We start from the raw sequence: 18,964 nt of genomic DNA on the forward strand, positions 1-18,964 counted from the left end.
GCGGAGGGCGCGCCATCGCCCTCCGCCCCGCCGGGTCCGATTCAGCCGACCTTGGTGATCTCCCAGCGCTGGTTCGCGCTGCCGGTTCCGGGCCACTGAATGATCTTCGCGCCGTTCGCCGTAGACGCGCCCGTGACGTCGAGCACCTTGCCGCTGCCGCGGTTGGTGATCGTCAGGGCCCCGTCGCCGGAGCTGGTCAGCGTCCACTGCTGGCTCGCGCGACCGGCATCGGTGGACTGTACGATCTGCGCACCGTTCGCGGTCGAGGCACCCGACACCTCCAAGACCTTGCCGCTGTTGCGGTTGACGATCTTCACCGCGCCGTTCCCGGCGTCGGCGAAGCTCCACTGCTGGTTCGGCGTCGCGCGGTACTCCCACTGCAGGGCCTCGGCACCGTCGGCGGTCGAGGCGGAACCGATGTCGATGGCACGGTTGCTGCTCTTGCTCGACACTTCGAACTGGGCCGTGGTGTCGAGGGTGATTCTGATCGAGGAGATCTGGTCGTTGTTGCCCGTCTGGCGCAGGTCGAGGTTGGTGCTCGTGAACGTCCACGGGGTGCCCGACAGGTTGTCGTCGGCGTAGGCGACCACCTTGTATCCCGGCGGGACCGCGACGGAGGAGATCGCGTCGTTGCCGATGCCCTTCGCCTGCAACTGCGCGATCGTGTAGGTGCCGATTCCCAGGGCGGCGTTGGCACCCGCGCGATCGGTGTCGGCGTAGACGGTCGGCAGGGTCAGCGCGGGAGCGTTCAGCGAGGCCCCGTCGAACGGTACGACGATGACCTTGCTGCCGTGGCCGTCGTTGCCGTTCTCCTGGTTCTTCTCCACGTCGACCACGGCGAACGTCATGGCGGTGGGGACGCCGTTCTCGATGTACATCGAGGGACGCTCGAGCTTCGCCCAGTGGTTCTTGGTGCCGTCGGTGTAGGTGGTGAAGTCGACGTTCGCGTCGTACGCGACGCCGGGTTGCAGAGTCCAGTTCGTGGCGCCGTCGGTGGAGGTGTAGTGGTACGCCTTCTTCGCCGACCACGAGTTGAAGATGACGTGGTACTGGCCGCCGCTATACCAGATCAGCGGATCCTCCATGTCATCGGTGGGGCTTCCCGTGATGGATGAGAACAGCGGCGGGTTCTGCACCGTGTACGGTCCCACGACGTTGTCGGCGACAGCCGTCTGGAAGCCGTTGACGATGGCGTGGTACTTCCCGTCGGGACCGAGGATCGTGCGGAAGTTCCCGCCGGTGTTGAACGTGCTCGAATAGGGACCGGATGCCACCTGCACCTGACCCTGCGCGGTCCAGGGCCCGTTCAGCGAGGGGGAGGTGAAGACGCGCGCGTCGGAGAAGCCGCTGATGGTGACGGCGTAGGTGCCGTCCTTCAGCTGGACGGGGGTGACGTTGTGGCCGTGGCCGCCGTCGACGTCGGGCCACATCAGACCCTGGTCGGTGTACGGACCGTACAGGTTGTCGCTGACGGCCGAGACGGCGTACGAGTCGTAGCGCCACGCTTCGTGGCCCTCGGACTCCGGCCAGCGGCTGGCGAACATGTGGTACTTGCCGTCGGCTCCCTTGATGATGCCGCCGTCCCAGTACACCCAGTTCGCGAGCGTCTTGTCTTCGAGGCCGTTGGACTGGTCGCGCGGGCCCACCGTGGCTGCGCCCCACGCCGTCGTGGACAGAGATCCGACGATCGGGGCGGGCTTGATGTACGTCAGGAACTGTGTGGCGGCAGCGGCGCCACTCGCTGGGACGGCGAGGGCCACGGCGACGGCAGCCGCCGAGACGACGGCCGCGATCCTGCTTCTTCTCTTCACGGATGCACTCCTCATCGAGCGTTCGTCGGCACCACAGGGGGAGGTGGTGCCTGTCGAGTGGGGGTCCTCGACAGTCACCTAGGGAACCACGTCGGAACAACGCCGTCAAGAATTCATTAGATGAATATGGGTTTGCATGGCGGAATTCCGAACCGATGCGTGCTTTTGTTGGAGAATCCGCCTTATTTCATCCGACATATCCCCGAGTGATCGCCGTTCGCGCGCCTCACGCGTGCCCGGTCGGAGGCTAGGGCGCCCCCGTCGACGCCCGCGCGACGAGTTCGGGCGCGAACACCGTCTGCCGGGTCGCTCGCCCGGGATCATCGGCCTCGTCGAGCAGGATACGCATCGCCGTTCCCCCGATGAGCGCACTCGGCTGGCGTACCGAGGTGAGTGGCACGGCCGCGGCGGCGGCGAAGGGGATGTCGTCGAAGCCGACGACGGCGATCTCGTCGGGCACGAGGACGCGCCCGTCGACGATCAGGCCCTGGAGGAGTCCGAGCGCGACGAGGTCGTTGCCGGCGAACACCGCGTCGGGGCGGTCGGAGCGATCCCGCGCGAGAAGGCGCCGCGCGGCCGCGACGCCCTCGTCGACCGTGAGGGCGTGGGTCGGGACGACCTCGAGCGTGGCGCGATGCGTGCTGTTCTCGACCGCGCTGCGCGCCCCGGCGAGACGGTCGGTCACCTGCCGGATGTCGAAGCCTCCGCCGACGAAAGCGAGGCGCCGACGACCGCGTTCCAAGAGGTGCTCCGCCGCCAGTCTTCCGCCCGCCACGCTGTCGACCGAGACCGAGGAGAACTGCGCGTCGCCGGAGAAGCGGTCGATGAGGACGGACGGGATGCCGCGGGCTCGCAGCCGCGTCAACCGTGCGGTGACATCTCCGAACGGAGCGATGAGGAGCCCGCGCACCATCTGCTGCTCGAAGAGGTCGATGTAGAGCGTCTCCCGAGCGGCATCCTCGTCGCTGTTGCCGTGGAGGAGGGCGAGTCCCCGGGCGGTCGCCTCGTTCTCGGCACCCCCGACGACGTCGGCGAAGAACGGATTGCGCCCATCCAACGCGACGAAGCCGACCGTCGTGCTGACCCCGGCGCGGAGCTGGCGAGCGGCGTCGTTGCGCACGTAGCCGAGCTCTTCGATAGCCCGGTTCACGCGCTCGATCGAGCCCGCGGAGACGGCGTCGGGGCGGTTGAGGACGTTGGAGACGGTGCCCACGGACACGCCGGCGAGGGTTGCGACATCGCGGATGCTGATCGACACGGTGCCCCCTCACGTCACGATCCGGTCTCGACGTGATCCTGACTTGACCGCATCGTCGGACTCACCCTACAGTGACTGGCATCCAATCTGAAACGATTCAGATTTCGGCCGGGCGACCGGCTCCACCCTCAACGAGGAGGCCGCATGGCTGACGCGACGGACGCGACACCCGCCCCGCCCGATCACGCGCTCGAGCTGCGACGCGTGATGAAGTCGTTCGGCCCCGTGGTCGCCCTGCGGTCGGGGAGCCTCGTGCTCGATCGCGGTTCGATTCACGCGCTGATCGGGGAGAACGGGGCCGGCAAGTCGACTCTCGTGAAGATCATCGCGGGGCTGTACCGCCGCGATGACGGCGACTTCCTGCTCGACGGCGAGAGCGTCGATTTCGCCAGCACGGCGCAGTCGAAGGCCGCCGGCATCGCGGTGATCTACCAGGAGCCGACGCTCTTCCCCGACCTCTCGGTCACCGAGAACATCTTCATGGGCCGTCAACCGACCGGGCGCCTCGGTCGCATCGATCGCGCGGCGATGCGCGAAGAGGCGACGCGCATCTTCCAGCGTCTCGGCGTCGCTCTGGATCCCGATCGGGTGACCGAGGGCCTCTCGATCGCCGACCAGCAGATCATCGAGATCGCGAAGGCCATCTCCCTCGACGCCCGCGTGCTGATCATGGACGAGCCCACCGCCGCACTCAGCGGCGTCGAGGTCGAGCGCCTGTTCGCGGTCGCCCGGAGCCTGCGCGACGAGGGTCGCGCCCTCCTGTTCATCTCGCACCGCTTCGACGAGGTGTTCGCCCTGTGCGACACCGTCACCGTCATGCGCGACGGGGCATACGTCCACACCACGCCCCTGGCCGACACCACGGTCGACGACCTGGTCCGCCAGATGGTCGGCCGAGACGTGACCGAACTCTTCCCGAAGCTGCCGTCCACCCCCGGCGACGTCGTGCTCGAGGTCGAGGGGCTCACGCGACCCGGTGTGTTCCGCGACGTGTCGTTCTCCCTGCGCGCCGGCGAGATCGTCGGTCTCGCGGGACTCGTCGGTGCCGGGCGCAGCGAGGTCGCCCGCGCGATCTTCGGCGTCGACGCCTACGAGTCGGGAACGGTCCGACTGGGTGGCACGGTCCTCCCCAAGGGGAGTGTCCGTCAGGCGACCGCCCGCGGTCTGGCCCTCGTGCCCGAGGATCGCCGCAAACAAGGGTTGGTGCTCGACGAGGGCGTCTCGCGCAACATCACCCTGGCGATCCGCTCGAAGCTCTCCCGCTGGGGGCTGCTGCGCACGACCGACGAGAACCGCGCCGCCCGGGAGTGGGCGAGCCGCCTCGAGGTCAAGACCGCCGCGCTGGATGCCACCGCGGGAACGCTCAGCGGAGGAAATCAGCAGAAGGTCGTCATCGGGAAATGGCTCGCGACCCAGCCCCGGGTGCTGATCGTCGACGAGCCCACCCGCGGCATCGACGTGGGCACGAAGTCCGAGGTGCACCGCCTGCTCTCCGAACTCGCGCAGCAGGGCCTCGCGATCCTCATGATCTCGAGCGAGCTCCCCGAGGTACTCGGGATGGCCGACCGCGTCCTCGTCATGCGCGAGGGACGCCTCACCGGAGAATTCGCCCGAGCGGATGCCACCCCCGAAACGATCATGTTCGCTGCGACCGCCGATGCGGAGGGCATCCGATGAGTACCGCCACCCCCGTCCGGCCGGGTGCCAGCCCCGCCGCGAAGCTCGTCTCGCACGTCGCCACGGCGCGCGAGAGCGGCATCGTCCTCGCTCTCGTGCTCATCGTCGTCATCGCGACGCTGAACAACCCGACCTTCCTCTTCTCTCCCGACGGCTTCCGCGACCTGCTGTTGACGCCGTCGCTGCTGCTGCTGGTAGCCGTCGGTCAAGCCATCGTCATCGTCACGCGCAACGTCGACCTCTCGGTCGGATCGGTCGTGGGCCTGACCGCGTACCTGACCGGCCGCCTGTTCATCGACGTCCCGGGCCTGCCCCTGGTGGTGGTGTTCCTCGCGGGCATCGTCGTCGGCGGCATCCTGGGCCTGATCAATGGCGCGCTCGTCGCGTACGCGAAGGTCCCCGCGCTCGTCATCACGCTCGGAACGATGTACATCTACCGCGGCATCAACGTCGCGTGGGCGGGCAGCAACCGGGTGAACGCCTCCGACCTGCCCGGCAGCTTCCGCGACCTCGGCACGGGCCAGGTGCTCGGCATCCCGATCCTGACGATCCTCGCGGTGGTCGTGCTCATCGGTGCGGCGTGGTACCTGCGCAACCTCCGCAGCGGCCGCGAGCTGTACGCGATCGGCTCCGACCCGGCCGCGGCCCACCTCTACGGCCTCAAGGTCAACCGCCGCATCATCGGCGCGTTCGTCACGAGCGGCGCTCTCGCGGGTCTCGCCGGCGTGCTGTACGCGGCGCGCTACGGCACGGTCGCCTCGAACGCCGGCTTCGGCTGGGAACTGCAGGCGATCGGCGCGGCCGTCATCGGCGGCGTCGCCATCTCGGGCGGCGTCGGCTCGGTCTGGGGCGCCGCGATCGGTGCCTACCTGCTGCTGACCATCAACCGTGCACTGCCGATCCTCGGCATCGACGACTTCTGGCAGCGGGCCGTGGTCGGTGCGCTCATCCTCGGCGCGATCGTGCTCGACCGCGTGCTCGCCGTCCGCCAGTCCCGCAAGCTCACCGCAGAGAGGGAGACGGGCCGATGACCTCCACCGCCGTCGACGACCGCGCCCGCACCTACCGCGCGCACGCCCGCCCGTTCTGGCGCCGCGCCCTGTTGACGCGCGAGGCCGCCATCATCGGCATCCTGTTGCTCGTCATCGCCGTGTCGCTCGCGACCGTGCGCAACTTCGACAGCCCGCTCACGGTCACGTACCTGCTGCGGGACATCGCGCCGATCCTGTTGATCGCGCTGCCGATGACCCTCATCATCATCACCGAGGAGATCGACCTCTCGGTGGCGAGCATCGTGGGCCTGTCGAGTGTCACGGTCGGTGTGCTGACGCAGTCGGGGTGGCCTTTCGAGTTGGCGGCCCTCGCGGCCATCGTCGTCGGCCTCGTCGCCGGGGCGATCAACGGCTTCCTCGTCACCGTCGTGGGCCTGCCCTCCCTTGCCGTCACGATCGGGACGCTCGCGCTCTTCCGCGGGATCGCCGTGGGCCTGCTCGGCACCGAGGCGGTCACCGAGTTCCCCGAGACGTGGACCGACCTCGCGAAGGCGAACATCCCCGGGACCCCGCTCCCGCTGATCATGATCCCGTTCGTCGTGCTGGCGATCGTGTTCGCCGTGCTGTTGCACCTCACCTCTTTCGGTCGGTCGCTGTACGCGATCGGTCTGAACAAAGAGGCGGCGCAGTTCTCCGGGATCGACGTCGCCCGCACCAAGTTCCTGCTGTTCGTCATGAGCGGCACCGTCTCGGGCTTCGCCGGGGTGTACTTCACCCTGCTCTACAGCAATGCCCGCGGCGAGAACGCCATGGGCATGGAGCTGCAGGTCATCGCGGCGGTGCTGCTCGGCGGCGTGTCGATCTTCGGCGGCCGCGGCGCGCTCCACGGCGTCATCGCCGGCGTGCTGCTCATCGGCACGCTGGGCAGCGCCCTCCGTCTCGCCGGCGTCACCAGCGACATCATCAACGTCATCACCGGAGCGCTGCTCGTGCTCTCGGTGGTGTCGGCCAGCCTCCTCGCCTGGCTGCAGGCTCGACGCGTCACCGCGCTCGGCAAGAGGAAGAGCGTGCGGCCGACCGCCCCCGCGTCGATCGCCTGAACCCCGCCCACCACCCGCACCACCACCACCCGCACCACCACCACTTGCACCACCACCACTTGCACCACGGAAGGAAACAACGATGTTCGCATTCACCCGCAAGACCCGCGTCGGCACCGCTGCCGCCGCCCTGACCCTGGCGGTCACCCTCCTCGCCACCGGCTGCTCCGGCGGCGCCGGCGGAGGCTCGAGCGAGGGAGGCGACGGCGGCAACCTGTCGATCACGTTCCTCCCGAAGAACCTCGGCAACCCGTACTTCGAGACCTCGAACAAGGGTGGCGAAGAGGCCATCAAGGAGTTCGGCGGCACCTTCGAGCAGGTCGGCCCCAGCGAGGCGACGCCCACCTCGCAGGTGCAGTACATCCAGACCGCGGCCCAGCAGGGTGTGGGCGGGCTCGTCATCTCGGCGAACGACCCCTCCGCCATCTGCGACGCTCTCGACGAGGCCCGCAGCGCCGGGGTGAAGGTCGTGACCTTCGACTCCGACACCGACGCGAAGTGCCGCGACCTCTTCATCAACCAGGCCACGGCCGACGGCATCGCCAAGGTGCAGGTCGACCTGGTCGCGAAGCAGATCGGCGACGCCGGTCAGGTGGCCATCCTCTCGGCGGCCGCGAACGCGACGAACCAGAACACCTGGATCGAGCTCATGAAGAAGGACTTCGCCGCCAACCACCCGAACATCGAGCTCGTCGACGTCGTCTACGGCGACGACGACGATCAGACCTCGTTCGACCGCACCGCGGCCCTGCTGCAGACCTACCCCAACCTCAAGGGCATCGTCTCGCCGACCACCGTCGGCATCGCCGCGGCCGGTCGTTACCTCTCGACCTCGGAGTACAAGGGCAAGGTCGCGCTGACCGGTCTCGGTACGCCGAACCAGCTGCGCGAGTACGTGCAGGACGGCACCATCACCTCGTTCGCCCTGTGGAACCCGGCCGACCTCGGGTACCTGTCGGCGTACGCGACGAAGGCGCTGATCGACGGCACCATCACGGGCAAGGAGGGCGACACCTTCGAGGCCGGCAAGCTCGGCTCGTTCACCGTCGGCGCCGACGCCACGGTGCTCCTGGGCGACCCCTACGTGTTCGACGCCTCCAACATCGGGAACTTCGACTTCTGAGTCGAAGCCTCCGCTCCGGCCCCGGCCGCCCTCGTGGCGGTCGGGGCCTTCGTCATTCTCGGGGCCAGGTGTCTCGTGCGAGCGATGCACACGGCGTCGGAGGGAGGAGAACCGGGGAGCGGAGGACTCCGGATGGGTGGATCGTCCTCCCGTCCCGGGGAGTCCTCCGCTCGCGGGTCAGCGAGTGCAGCCGGAGCTCGCGCTCGACTCGACCGCGCAGACCCGCGGTCGCATCCCCGGGGCGTGGGCCAGCAACGCACCGCGCTTCGTTCGTCGCGCGCGTCTCAACCGCTCGATGCCCGCACCACGAGCTCCGGGCGGAACCGCACCTGCCGCTCGGCCGGGTCGACGCCGCCGTCGAGCTGGCGCAGCAGAAGGTCGACCGCGGTCGAGCCGAGGGCCTCGGCGGGCTGTCGCACCGAGGTGAGGGGCACCACGGTCGCGGCGGCGAAGTCGATGTCGTCGTAGCCGACGAGGGCGATGTCGTCGGGCACGCGGATGTCGCCGAGCATCGTGAGCGCCTGCAGCACGCCCACCGCGAGGAGGTCGTTGGCGGCGAACACCGCGTCCGGTCGGTCGTCGCGCTCGCGCAGCCCCTCGCCGGCGGCGCGGCCGGCGAGGACGGTCATGGCATCCGTCTCGATGATCTCAAGGGTCGCGCCCTCGACCTCGCCGACCGCGCGACGAGCGCCGGTGAGGCGGTCGGCGACCTGTCGGGTGGTGAGGGGGCCGGCCACGAACGCGATACGCCGTCGGCCCTGGGCGAGCAGGTGCGCCACCGCGAGGGAGCCCCCCTCGACGTCGTCGACCGAGACGGTGCAGACGTCGTCGCCGGGGGTCTGCTCATCGACGAGGACGACCGGGATGCCGGCGGCCGCGAGATGCTCCACGACGTCTCCGCCGGCGTCGGCAGGCGTGAGAAGAACCCCGGCGACCCGCTGCTCGCGGAACTGATCGAGGTAGAGGCGTTCCTGGTCGGCGTCGGCGCCGCTGGATCCGAGGAGGACGACGTATCCGTCGGCGGCGGCGCGCGCTTCGGCGCCGCGGGCGACGGCGGCGAAGAAGGGGTTGCCCACGTCGAGCACGATCAGCGCGATCGCGCGGCTCCGGCCGGCGCGCAACTGGCGGGCGGCGTCGTTGCGCACGTAGCCGAGGGCGTCGATGGAGGCGCGGACGCGCGCGACGACCGCGGGCGACACGGTGTCGCGACCGTTGAGCACATTCGAGACGGTGCCCACCGAGACGCCGGCGTGCGCGGCGACGTCCTTGATTTTGACCGCCATGATCCGACGACGATATCGCACGCGTCGGCGCATCGTGCTACCGTGTCGTGAAACGATTCATTCTCGAGGAAGAGAACTCTCCATGCCCGCCCGTGTCTGCTTCGAACTCCGCGTTCGACCTGAGCTGATCGACGAGTACGTCGCCCGGCACACGCCGGTCCGCGCCGACATGCTCGCCGAGATCGCCGCCGCCGGACGCCGCAACTACTCCCTGTTCCTCGGAGAGGGCGGGCGGCTCATCGGTTACTACGAGACCGACGACGACGCGGCCGCCCAGGCCTACCTCGCCGCCTCTCCCATCGCCGCGGCGTGGGAGGCGGAGATGGCCCCGTACTTCCTCGGCCTCGAGGGGCGTCCCGATCAGGCCGCCACCCCGCTCACCGAGGTCTTCCACCTCGCCGACCAGCTCGCCGGTGTCGCCGGCGCCGCACACGACGGCACCGCACACGACGGCACCACCCGCCCCGGCACCACCCGCCCCGGCACCACCCGAACCGTCACCGCGCACACCAACGCCGCGCTTACCGACGACGCGCGCCCCGAGACCACGGCATCCGCCCCGACCGAAAGCACCCCCTCATGACGACGCTGTCTCCCGAGATCCTCTCGACCCTCGAAGCCCAGGCCATCGAACTGCCCTCGTGGGCCTTCGGCAACTCCGGCACGCGGTTCCGCGTGTTCCCCACCGCCGGCACCCCGCGCGACCCGTTCGAGAAGATCGCGGATGCCGCCGAGGTCAACCGCCTGACCGCCCTCGCCCCCACGGTGGCCCTGCACATCCCGTGGGATCTCGTCGACGATTACACCGCCCTCCGCCGCCACGCGGAGGACCTCGGCGTGAAGCTCGGCACCGTCAACTCCAACACGTTCCAGGACGAGGACTACAAGTTCGGCGCCCTCACCCACCACGACGAGCGCATCCGCCGCAAGGCCATCGACCACCACCTGGAATGCATCGACGTGATGGATGCCACGGGCTCACGCGATCTGAAGATCTGGCTGGCGGAGGGCTCGAACTACCCCGGTCAGAACGACATGCGCGGCCGCCAGGACCGCCTGCAGGACTCGCTGCAGCAGATCTACGCGCGCCTCGGCGACGACCAGCGTCTCGTGCTGGAGTACAAGTTCTTCGAGCCGTCGTTCTACCACACCGATGTTCCGGACTGGGGGACGTCGTACGCCCAGGTCGCCGCCCTCGGCGACAAGGCGATGGTCTGCCTCGACACCGGTCACCACGCGCCGGGCACGAACATCGAGTTCATCGTCATGCAGCTGCTGCGCCTCGGAAAGCTCGGCTCGTTCGACTTCAACTCGCGCTTCTACGCTGACGACGACCTCATCGTGGGTGCGGCCGACCCGTTCCAGCTCTTCCGCATCCTCACCGAGGTCGTGCGCGGGGGCGGCCTGAACAACCCCGACGTGGCCTTCATGCTCGACCAGTGCCACAACATCGAGGACAAGATCCCCGGCCAGATCCGCTCGGTGCTGAACGTGCAGGAGATGACGGCGCGCGCGCTCCTCATCGACCGCGACGCCCTGGATGCCGCGCAGCAGGCGAACGACGTGCTCGGTGCGAACGCGGTGCTCATGGACGCCTTCTACACGGACGTGCGCCCGGCCCTCGCCGAGTGGCGGGAGTCGCGGGGCCTTCCCGCCGACCCGATGGCCGCGTTCGCGGCATCCGGATACCTGCCCCGCATCGCCGAAGAGCGCGTCGGCGGCACCCAGGCCGGCTGGGGCGCCTGACCGCAACCGCTGCGGGCGCTCGCGCGTAAGCGCTTCGCAGCGACCGAGTGTCCAAAACACCCGGAGCCGCGCGAAAAACCTCCGGGTGTTCTGGACACTCAGCGACAGAACCGACGCCGGGAGCGCGACGCGCACCGCGCGACCCGCGACGCAACGCACACGACACCACGCACGACACGACCCATCACACGACGAGGGAAACGACATGACCACCTCCACCGCGCACGAGCTCGTCGAGCGCAGCAATCGCCTCGGCTCCGACCCCAAGGTCACCAACTACGCCGGCGGCAACACCTCCGCCAAGGGCACCGACATCGACCCCGTCACCGGCGAGCCGGTGGAGCTGTTGTGGGTCAAGGGCTCGGGCGGAGACCTGGGCACGCTCACCGAGAAGGGGCTCGCCGTCCTGCGCCTCGACCGCATGCGCGCGCTCGTCGATGTGTACCCCGGGATCGAGCGCGAAGACGAGATGGTCGCCGCGTTCGACTACTGCCTGCACGGCAAGGGCGGGGCGGCTCCCTCGATCGACACCGCGATGCACGGACTCGTGGATGCCGCGCACGTCGACCACCTGCACCCCGACGCGGGGATCGCGATCGCGACCGCCGCCGACGGCGAGGAGCTGACGCAGAAGATCTTCGGCGACAAGGTCGTGTGGGTGCCGTGGCGTCGTCCCGGCTTCCAGCTGGGGCTCGACATCGCCGCGATCAAGGAGGAGAACCCGCAGGCGATCGGCACGATCCTCGGTGGCCACGGCATCACCGCGTGGGGTGACACCTCCGAGGAGGCCGAGTGCAACAGCCTGTGGATCATCGACACCGCGCAGGCCTACATCGACGAGCACGGTGCGGCCGAGCCGTTCGGCGGGGTGCGCGCGGGCTTCGCCGCTCTGCCCGAGGCCGAGCGTCGCGCGAAGGCGGCGGCGCTGGCCCCGACGATCCGCGGGCTCGCCTCGACCGACAAGCCCATGGTCGGTCACTTCACCGACGCCGACGTCGTGCTCGACTTCCTGGCATCCGAGAAGGCTCCCGCCCTGGCCGCGCTCGGCACGAGCTGCCCGGACCACTTCCTGCGCACCAAGGTGAAGCCGCTGATCCTCGACCTGCCCGCCGACGCGTCGGTGGAGGAGGCGATCGCGCGGCTGAAGGAGCTGCACGTCGCCTACCGCACGGACTACCAGGCGTACTACGACGCGCATGCCACCGCCGACAGCCCGGCGATCCGCGGCGCCGACCCGCTCATCGTGCTCGTCCCGGGCGTCGGCATGTTCTCGTACGGCGCGAACAAGCAGACCGCGCGCGTGGCGGGCGAGTTCTACGTCAACGCCATCAACGTCATGCGCGGCGCCGAGGCCCTCTCGACCTACTCTCCGATCTCGGATGCCGAGAAGTTCCGCATCGAGTACTGGGCGCTCGAGGAGGCCAAGCTCCAGCGCATGCCGAAGCCCAAGACGCACCAGGGTCGGATCGCGTTCGTCACGGGTGCGGCATCCGGAATCGGCAAGGCCATCGCGACCCGCCTCGCCGCGGAGGGTGCGTGCGTCGTCGTCGCCGACCTCGACCTCGAGAAGGCGCGAGCGGTCGCCGCCGAGCTCGGCTCGACCGACGTCGCGATCGGGGTCGCGGCGAACGTGGCGGATGCCGAGGGCGTGCAGGCCGCGATCGACGCCACCGTGCTCGCGTTCGGGGGCATCGACCTCGTCGTGAACAACGCCGGTCTCTCGCTGTCGAAGCCGCTGCTCGAGACCACCGAGAAGGACTGGGACCTGCAGCACGACGTCATGGCCAAGGGCTCGTTCCTCGTGTCGAAGGCGGCGGCCAAGGCCCTCATCGCGCAGGGCATGGGGGGAGATGTCATCTACATCTCGTCGAAGAACTCCGTGTTCGCCGGTCCGAACAACATCGCCTACTCGGCGACCAAGGCCGACCAGGCGCACCAGGTGCGCCTGCTCGCGGTCGAGCTCGGCGAGTACGGGGTGCGCGTCAACGGCATCAACCCCGACGGGGTCGTGCGTGGCTCGGGCATCTTCGCCGCCGGCTGGGGCGCGAACCGCGCCGCCACTTACGGCGTCGATGAGAAGGACCTCGGTCAGTTCTACGCCAACCGCACGATCCTCAAGCGCGAGGTCGTGCCCGAGAACGTCGCCGACGCGGTGTTCGTGCTGACCGGCCCCGAGCTCTCGCGCACGACCGGCCTGCACGTGCCCGTCGACTCGGGCGTCGCGGCGGCGTTCCTGCGATGAGCGGGACGTCGTCGGGCAGCGCCGCCGGAGAGGGCGGAGGCGTGGCGGCCGCGGCCTCGGGAGCTCCGGTACCCGCGGCCGGAGCCTCGGCCCCCGCGGCGGGTGCGCCCGCCGCCCAGGCGCCCGGCGCCGTCCGCGCCGTCGCCGCCGTCGATCTCGGGGCCACGAGCGGCCGCGTGATGATCGGGCGGGTCGGCGACGGGGTGCTCGAGCTCGAGCAGGTCGCGCGGTTCCCCAACGGCCCGGTCGAACGCGCCGACGGTTGGCACTGGGACATCGAGGCGCTGTGGGATCACGTGCGCGCAGGGCTCGTCGAGGCCCTCCGCCGCGAGCCCGGCATCGAGAGCGTCGGCATCGACTCGTGGGCCGTCGACTACGGCCTGCTCGGTGCGGACGGCCTGCTCGCCGAGCCGTTCCACTACCGCGACGAACGCACGGCGCGCGGGGTGGACGCGGTGCACGGCATCGTCCCGTTCGAGGAGCTGTACCGTCGCAACGGCCTGCAGTTCCTCCCGTTCAACACGCTGTACCAGTACGCCGCCGACCCGCAGCTGGCCGCCGCCGAGACGAGCCTGCTCATCCCCGACCTCCTCGCCGAGCGGCTCACCGGCCGCCGGGTCGCCGAGCGCACGAACGCCTCGACCACGGGGCTCGTCGACGTGCACACGGGGGAGTGGGACCTCGCTCTCGCCGAGGTGCTCGGCATCCCTTCGCTCGTCCTGCCGCCCCTGGTCGATCCCGGGGAGACGATCGGACGCGCGCGCGGGCTGGGCGATGTCCCGGTGGTCGCGGTCGGCTCGCACGACACCGCCTCGGCGATCGTCGCCGTCCCCCTGTCGTCGCCGAATGCCGCGTACATCTCCTGCGGGACCTGGGGGTTGGTCGGGCTCGAGCTCGATGCGCCGATCGTGACGGATGCCGCCCGCGCGGCGAACTTCACGAACGAGGGAGGCGTGGACGGGCGCGTGCGCTTCCTCCACAACGTCACGGGCCTGTGGCTGTTGAGCGAGACCGTGCGGGCGTGGGCGGAGCGCGACGGCGTCGCGGTCGACCTCCCCGCGCTCCTGGCGGCCGCCGCCGTCGAACCGGCGCCCGCGCGTCTCTTCGACGCCGACGACCCCTCGCTGTCGACGCCCGGAGACATGCCGGCGCGCATCGCGACCCTGCTCGGGATGCCGGAACCCGGCGTCGCGGAGCGCGCCGCCTTCGCGCGGGTCATCGTCGAGAGCATCGCGGACGCCTTCGCGCGAACGCTGCGGACGGCGGGGGAGCTCGCGGGGCGCGACATCGATGCCGTGCACCTCGTCGGCGGGGGAGCGCTCAACGCGCTGCTGTGCCAGGCGACCGCGGACCGCAGCGGAGTACCCGTGCTCGCGGGTCCGGTCGAGGCCACCGCGCTCGGCAACGTCCTGGTCCAGGCGCGCGCCCTCGGCTGCTTCGGCGCCGACGCGTCGCTCGAAGAGCTGCGCGATCGCGTGGCATCCGCTTTCCCCGCGGTCAGATTCGATCCCCGCTCCTGAAAATCCCGGCCCGCGGACGACCCGACAGGCCTTATGCTGTGGTCAGACCACACGAAAGCGAGACACCCATGGTGCAGCGACAGCTCCCCAAAGTCGGCGAGCTCCTCGAGCTCATGCAGTTCAAGAAGCCGGAACTCGACGCGCGCAAGCGCCGCCTCGACGCCGCGCTCACGATCGGTGACCTGCGCGCGATCGCCAAGCGGCGCACGCCCAAGGCGGCCTTCGACTACACCGACGGCGCCGCCGAGGGCGAGCTCTCGCTCGACCGCGCCCGCCGCGCGTTCGAGGACGTCGAGTTCCACCCCGACATCCTTCGGCCGGCGAACGAGGTCGACACCTCGTGCGAGATCCTCGGCGGCCCCTCGGCTCTGCCGTTCGGCATCGCGCCCACCGGCTTCACCCGCCTGATGCAGACCGAGGGCGAGACCGCGGGGGCGTCCGCGGCGGCGGCCGCCGGCATCCCGTTCACCCTGTCGACCCTCGGGACGACCTCGATCGAGGGGGTGAAGGCCGCCAACCCCGTCGGCCGCAACTGGTTCCAGCTGTACGTGATGAAGCAGCGCGAGATCTCGTACGGTCTGGTCGAGCGCGCCGCGAAGGCCGGGTTCGACACGCTGCAGTTCACCGTCGACACCCCCATCGCCGGCGCGCGTCTGCGCGACAAGCGCAACGGCTTCTCGATCCCGCCGCAGCTCACCGTCGGCACGATCGTCAACGCGATCCCGCGTCCGTGGTGGTGGTACGACTTCCTCACCACGCCCAAGCTGGAGTTCGCCTCCCTCAGCACGACCGGCGGCACCGTCGGCGAGCTGCTGAACGCGGCGATGGACCCGACGATCAGCTACGACGACCTCGACATCATCCGCGGCATGTGGCCGGGCAAGCTCGTCGTGAAGGGTGTGCAGAACGTCCAGGATGCCGCGCGCCTGGTCGACCTCGGCGTGGACGGCATCGTGCTCTCGAACCACGGCGGGCGTCAGCTCGACCGCGCGCCGATCCCGTTCCGCCTGCTGCCCCACGTCGTGCGCGAGGTGGGTAAGGACGCCACGGTCATGGTCGACACCGGCATCATGAACGGCGCCGACATCGTGGCATCCATCGCCCTGGGCGCGAAGTTCACGCTCATCGGCCGCGCGTACCTCTACGGTCTGATGGCCGGCGGTCGCGAGGGCGTGGACCGCACGATCGCGATCCTGCGCAGCGAGATCGAGCGCACGATGACCCTCCTCGGCGTCTCGTCGCTCGCCGAGCTCGAGCCGCGGCACGTCACCCAGCTCACGCGGCTGGTGCCGGTGGCGGGCCAGGGGGTCGACGCGCGCGTCTGAGGCCCGCCGGGCGACGGTGCGCAATCTCCGCGACGTGCGCAATCTCCGCGCGGTCGCGGTGTTTGTGGCTGAGGTTGCGCGCGTCCATGAGGTTGCGCGCGCCGGGCGCGACTCGCCGGCCCTCAGCGCGGCGGTGCGAGCAGGCCCCCGAGAGCGCCGAGCACGTCGGCGAGGGGCATCGAGGGCTCGAGCAGCCACTGCACCTGCAGGCCGTCGGAGGCCGCGATCAACAGCGCGGCGACCTGGTCGGGGTCGCAGTCGGCGCGGACGCGGCCGTCGGCCTGCTCGGCGCGGAGCCGATCGGCGAGTTCCTCGCGCAAGCGGGCGAAGCGGTCGGTGAAGTATTCGCGGGCGGTCGCGCTGTCGGCCTTGAGCGAGGTGGCGACGAGCGTCGTGTAGAGCTCGACGAGGCCGGGGACCGAGGTGTTGTTCTCGGCGGAGTCGGTGAGCGACGACAGGGCGGTCGCGTCGGGGGCGCTCGGCGTCGACTTCGCCGCGTGGTCGTAGACCGCGACGAGCAGTTGCTCGCGCGAGTCGAAGTAGTGCAGGAGCGCCGCGTGCGAGACGCCGAGCGCCCGCGCGATGCTCCGGAGCGAGGCTCCCTCCGCCCCGCGTTCTGCGAAGACGTGGATCGCGCGGTCGAGGATCTCCTGCCGTCGCGCGACGCCCTTCGTGTAGGCGCCGGAGCGTCCGAGGCGGTCGTCGCCCTCGCTGGCGGGGGCCTCGGCCTCGTCGTCGCTGGTCACCCCGTCAGTGTAGGGGAGATAAAAGCGACCAGTGGTCGGTTTTGTGGTAGCGTTCCCGCAATGCCCTCGGCGCCACCCGCGGTGCCCTCGACGACGAGCAAGGAAAGGTCCGATGTCGCTCCCTATCCCCTCCGTTCAGCTCTACACGCTGGCCGCAGAATTCACCGCCGACCCGGGCGGCTCGCTCGACCGCCTCGCCGCGATCGGCCTCCGCAACGTCGAGGCGTTCGATTTCGTGCGCCGTCCCGCGGAGATCCGTGCGGCCCTGGATGCCAGCGGCCTGGCCTCCCCGACCGGACACGCCCCGCTGCTCTCGGACGAACTGTGGACTCCCGACGGCTCGATCCCCACCCCGGCTCCCGAGGTGGTCTTCGAGGCCGCCGCGCAGATCGGCATGTCGACCGTGATCGACCCCTTCGTGGACCCGGCGCGCTGGATGACCGCCGACGGGATCGCCGACATCGCCGAGCGTCTGAACAAGGCGGCCGACGTGGCCTCCACCTTCGGACTCAACGTCGGGTACCACAACCACGCGCAGGAGTTCCTGATCGACGTCGACGGCAAGAGCGGCTTCGAGCACTTCGTGTCGCTGACCGACGAGCGCGTCGCGATCGAACTCGACCTGTTCTGGGCGCTCACCGGCGGCCAGGACGTGCCGGCCCTCGTGCAGCGTCTCGGGTCGCGGCTCGTGGCCGTGCACGTCAAGGACGGCATCGTCCCCGTGCCCAACCCCTTCGCTCCGGATGCCGACCGCAGCGCCACGCGACAGCTCGACCAGCGTCGTCCCGGCGAGGGCCAGGTTCCCCTCGTCGAGGCCATGCAGGGTGCCGCCGACGTCAAGTACGCGGTCATCGAGTACGACCAGGCCCCCGGTGACGTGTTCGACGACATCGCCGCCAGCTACGCGTTCCTCCTCGAGAAGGGTCTCGCCGCGTGAGCGCCCCGGTGGGAGTCGGCATCATCGGTGCCGGTGTCATCAGTGACACCTACCTGGAGAACCTCACGTCGTTCCCCGACGTGACGGTGCTCGCGGTCGGCGACATCGACATCGAACGTGCCCGCGCCAAGGCGGAGAAGTACGGCGTCGCCGCGTGGGGCACCGCCGACGAGGTGCTCGGCAACCCCGACATCCAGGTCGTCGTCAACCTCACCATTCCCGCCGTGCACGTCGAGGTCTCGTCCGCCGCGATCGCCGCGGGCAAGCACGTCTGGACCGAGAAGCCGCTCGGCCTCGACCGCGCCGGCACCGCGCAGCTTCTGCGCGACGCCGAGGCCGCGGGCCTGCGGATCGGCTCCGCCCCCGACACCGTGCTCGGACCCGGCTTCCAGTCCGCCAAGCGCGCGATCCTCGACGGCGTGATCGGTCAGCCCGTGTTCGCGCAGGCCTCGTTCCAGACGCAGGGGCCCGACCTCTGGCATCCGGGACCGCAGTTCCTCTTCGCGCGCGGGGCCGGCCCCCTGCTCGACATGGGTCCGTACTACCTGACGGCGCTCGTGAGCCTGCTCGGTCCGGTGGACCGGGTCGCGGCCCTCGGCGCGAAGCCGCAGGCGCAGCGCGAGATCCACGCCGGACCCGACGAGGGCACGTTCTTCGACGTCGAGGTGCCCACCACGGTGCAGCTTCTCGCGGCGTTCGAGAGCGGCCAGCAGGCGCAGGGGCAGTTCAGCTTCGACTCGGCGCTCGAGCGCCACGGTGTGCTCGAGATCCACGGCACCGAGGGCACGATCGTGCTTCCCGACCCCAACCGTTTCGAGGGGCCGACGCGGTACGTCAAGCCGCTCGGCGTGCTGCGCGACGGCGCCCGCTTCGACCAGCCGTGGATCGACGTCGAGCAGGAGGGCGTGGTCGTCGGCCGCGGTCTCGGCCTGCTCGACATGGTCCGCGCGATCGCGGAGGACCGCCCGCACGTCGCCACGGGTGAGCTCGGCTACCACGTGCTCGACATCATGCTGTCGGCCGAGGAGTCGATCGAGAACGCGGCCTTCACGACCGTCGAGAGCACGCTCGCGGCTCCCGTGCCGGTCGTGCCCCGCGACTTCGATCCCTTCGCGCGCACGATCTGATCGACCTGAACCCCGCCGAGGCGGCCCCTTCGTGGGTCGCGTCGGCGGGGTTCGTCGTCGGTGCGGGCTGCCGCCGC

Annotated in this window: 15 protein-coding genes; 11 read left to right on the top strand and 4 right to left on the bottom strand. The window is 70.1% G+C overall.

Translation table 11 applies throughout. The features are described from left to right. Positions 1-41: 41 nt before the first annotated feature. A complete protein-coding gene (locus MTES_RS18485) occupies positions 42-1,811 on the bottom strand; it encodes an RICIN domain-containing protein (RefSeq protein WP_013585080.1) in 1,770 nt (589 codons plus the stop codon). 247 nt (positions 1,812-2,058) lie between these two features. After that, on the bottom strand, positions 2,059-3,069 hold the full coding sequence (locus MTES_RS09735) for a LacI family DNA-binding transcriptional regulator (protein ID WP_013585081.1): 1,011 nt from the start codon (positions 3,067-3,069) through the stop codon (positions 2,059-2,061). Between the two features lie 144 nt (positions 3,070-3,213). Here MTES_RS09735 and MTES_RS09740 point away from each other — a divergent pair, with 144 nt between their 5' ends. The 4 genes from MTES_RS09740 to rhaS all read left to right on the top strand — a co-directional run bounded on the left by MTES_RS09740 (position 3,214) and on the right by rhaS (position 7,961). Further along, a complete protein-coding gene (locus tag MTES_RS09740; RefSeq protein WP_013585082.1) occupies positions 3,214-4,746 on the top strand; it encodes a sugar ABC transporter ATP-binding protein in 1,533 nt (510 codons plus the stop codon). Next, the gene (locus tag MTES_RS09745) at positions 4,743-5,777 is read left to right on the top strand and encodes an ABC transporter permease (protein ID WP_013585083.1); all 1,035 of its coding nucleotides are present in this window, start codon (positions 4,743-4,745) and stop codon (positions 5,775-5,777) included. Before MTES_RS09740 ends, MTES_RS09745 begins: the two co-directional genes overlap by 4 nt. Beyond that, positions 5,774-6,838, top strand: a complete 1,065-nt coding sequence (locus tag MTES_RS09750; RefSeq protein ID WP_013585084.1) for an ABC transporter permease — start codon at positions 5,774-5,776, stop codon at positions 6,836-6,838. The genes MTES_RS09745 and MTES_RS09750 overlap by 4 nt, the downstream gene beginning before the upstream one ends. A gap of 82 nt (positions 6,839-6,920) precedes the next feature. Next, positions 6,921-7,961, top strand: coding sequence for a rhamnose ABC transporter substrate-binding protein (gene rhaS / locus MTES_RS09755; RefSeq protein WP_013585085.1), 1,041 nt, complete (start codon positions 6,921-6,923; stop codon positions 7,959-7,961). A gap of 284 nt (positions 7,962-8,245) precedes the next feature. Here the strand turns inward: rhaS and MTES_RS09760 are convergent, their stop codons facing one another. Continuing rightward, entirely contained in the window at positions 8,246-9,244 is a 999-nt protein-coding gene (locus MTES_RS09760) for a LacI family DNA-binding transcriptional regulator (protein ID WP_013585086.1), read from the bottom strand. 82 nt (positions 9,245-9,326) lie between these two features. Here MTES_RS09760 and MTES_RS19110 point away from each other — a divergent pair, with 82 nt between their 5' ends. The 5 genes from MTES_RS19110 to MTES_RS09785 all read left to right on the top strand — a co-directional run bounded on the left by MTES_RS19110 (position 9,327) and on the right by MTES_RS09785 (position 16,077). Then, positions 9,327-9,827, top strand: a complete 501-nt coding sequence (locus tag MTES_RS19110) for an L-rhamnose mutarotase (RefSeq protein WP_013585087.1) — start codon at positions 9,327-9,329, stop codon at positions 9,825-9,827. Then, positions 9,824-10,990, top strand: coding sequence for an L-rhamnose isomerase (gene rhaI / locus MTES_RS09770; protein WP_013585088.1), 1,167 nt, complete (start codon positions 9,824-9,826; stop codon positions 10,988-10,990). Before MTES_RS19110 ends, rhaI begins: the two co-directional genes overlap by 4 nt. A 205-nt stretch (positions 10,991-11,195) precedes the next feature. After that, a complete protein-coding gene (locus tag MTES_RS09775) occupies positions 11,196-13,232 on the top strand; it encodes a bifunctional rhamnulose-1-phosphate aldolase/short-chain dehydrogenase (protein WP_013585089.1) in 2,037 nt (678 codons plus the stop codon). Next, positions 13,229-14,752 carry a rhamnulokinase gene (locus MTES_RS09780; protein WP_013585090.1) on the top strand — a complete coding sequence of 508 codons (1,524 nt, stop codon included), beginning with the start codon at positions 13,229-13,231 and terminating at the stop codon, positions 14,750-14,752. The genes MTES_RS09775 and MTES_RS09780 overlap by 4 nt, the downstream gene beginning before the upstream one ends. Positions 14,753-14,820: 68 nt before the next feature. Then, positions 14,821-16,077, top strand: coding sequence for an alpha-hydroxy acid oxidase (locus tag MTES_RS09785; protein WP_013585091.1), 1,257 nt, complete (start codon positions 14,821-14,823; stop codon positions 16,075-16,077). 122 nt (positions 16,078-16,199) lie between these two features. Here the strand turns inward: MTES_RS09785 and MTES_RS09790 are convergent, their stop codons facing one another. Beyond that, positions 16,200-16,823, bottom strand: coding sequence for a TetR/AcrR family transcriptional regulator (locus tag MTES_RS09790; protein ID WP_013585092.1), 624 nt, complete (start codon positions 16,821-16,823; stop codon positions 16,200-16,202). Positions 16,824-16,935: 112 nt separating this feature from the next. Between MTES_RS09790 and MTES_RS09795 the strand changes: the two genes are divergently transcribed. Continuing rightward, positions 16,936-17,760, top strand: a complete 825-nt coding sequence (locus tag MTES_RS09795) for a sugar phosphate isomerase/epimerase family protein (RefSeq protein WP_013585093.1) — start codon at positions 16,936-16,938, stop codon at positions 17,758-17,760. Then, entirely contained in the window at positions 17,757-18,887 is a 1,131-nt protein-coding gene (locus MTES_RS09800; protein ID WP_013585094.1) for a Gfo/Idh/MocA family protein, read from the top strand. Before MTES_RS09795 ends, MTES_RS09800 begins: the two co-directional genes overlap by 4 nt. The last annotated feature ends 77 nt before the right edge of the window (positions 18,888-18,964 follow it).

Origin of the sequence: Microbacterium testaceum StLB037 (assembly GCF_000202635.1) — a bacterium.
Taxonomy (GTDB): Bacteria; Actinomycetota; Actinomycetes; order Actinomycetales; family Microbacteriaceae; genus Microbacterium; species Microbacterium testaceum_F.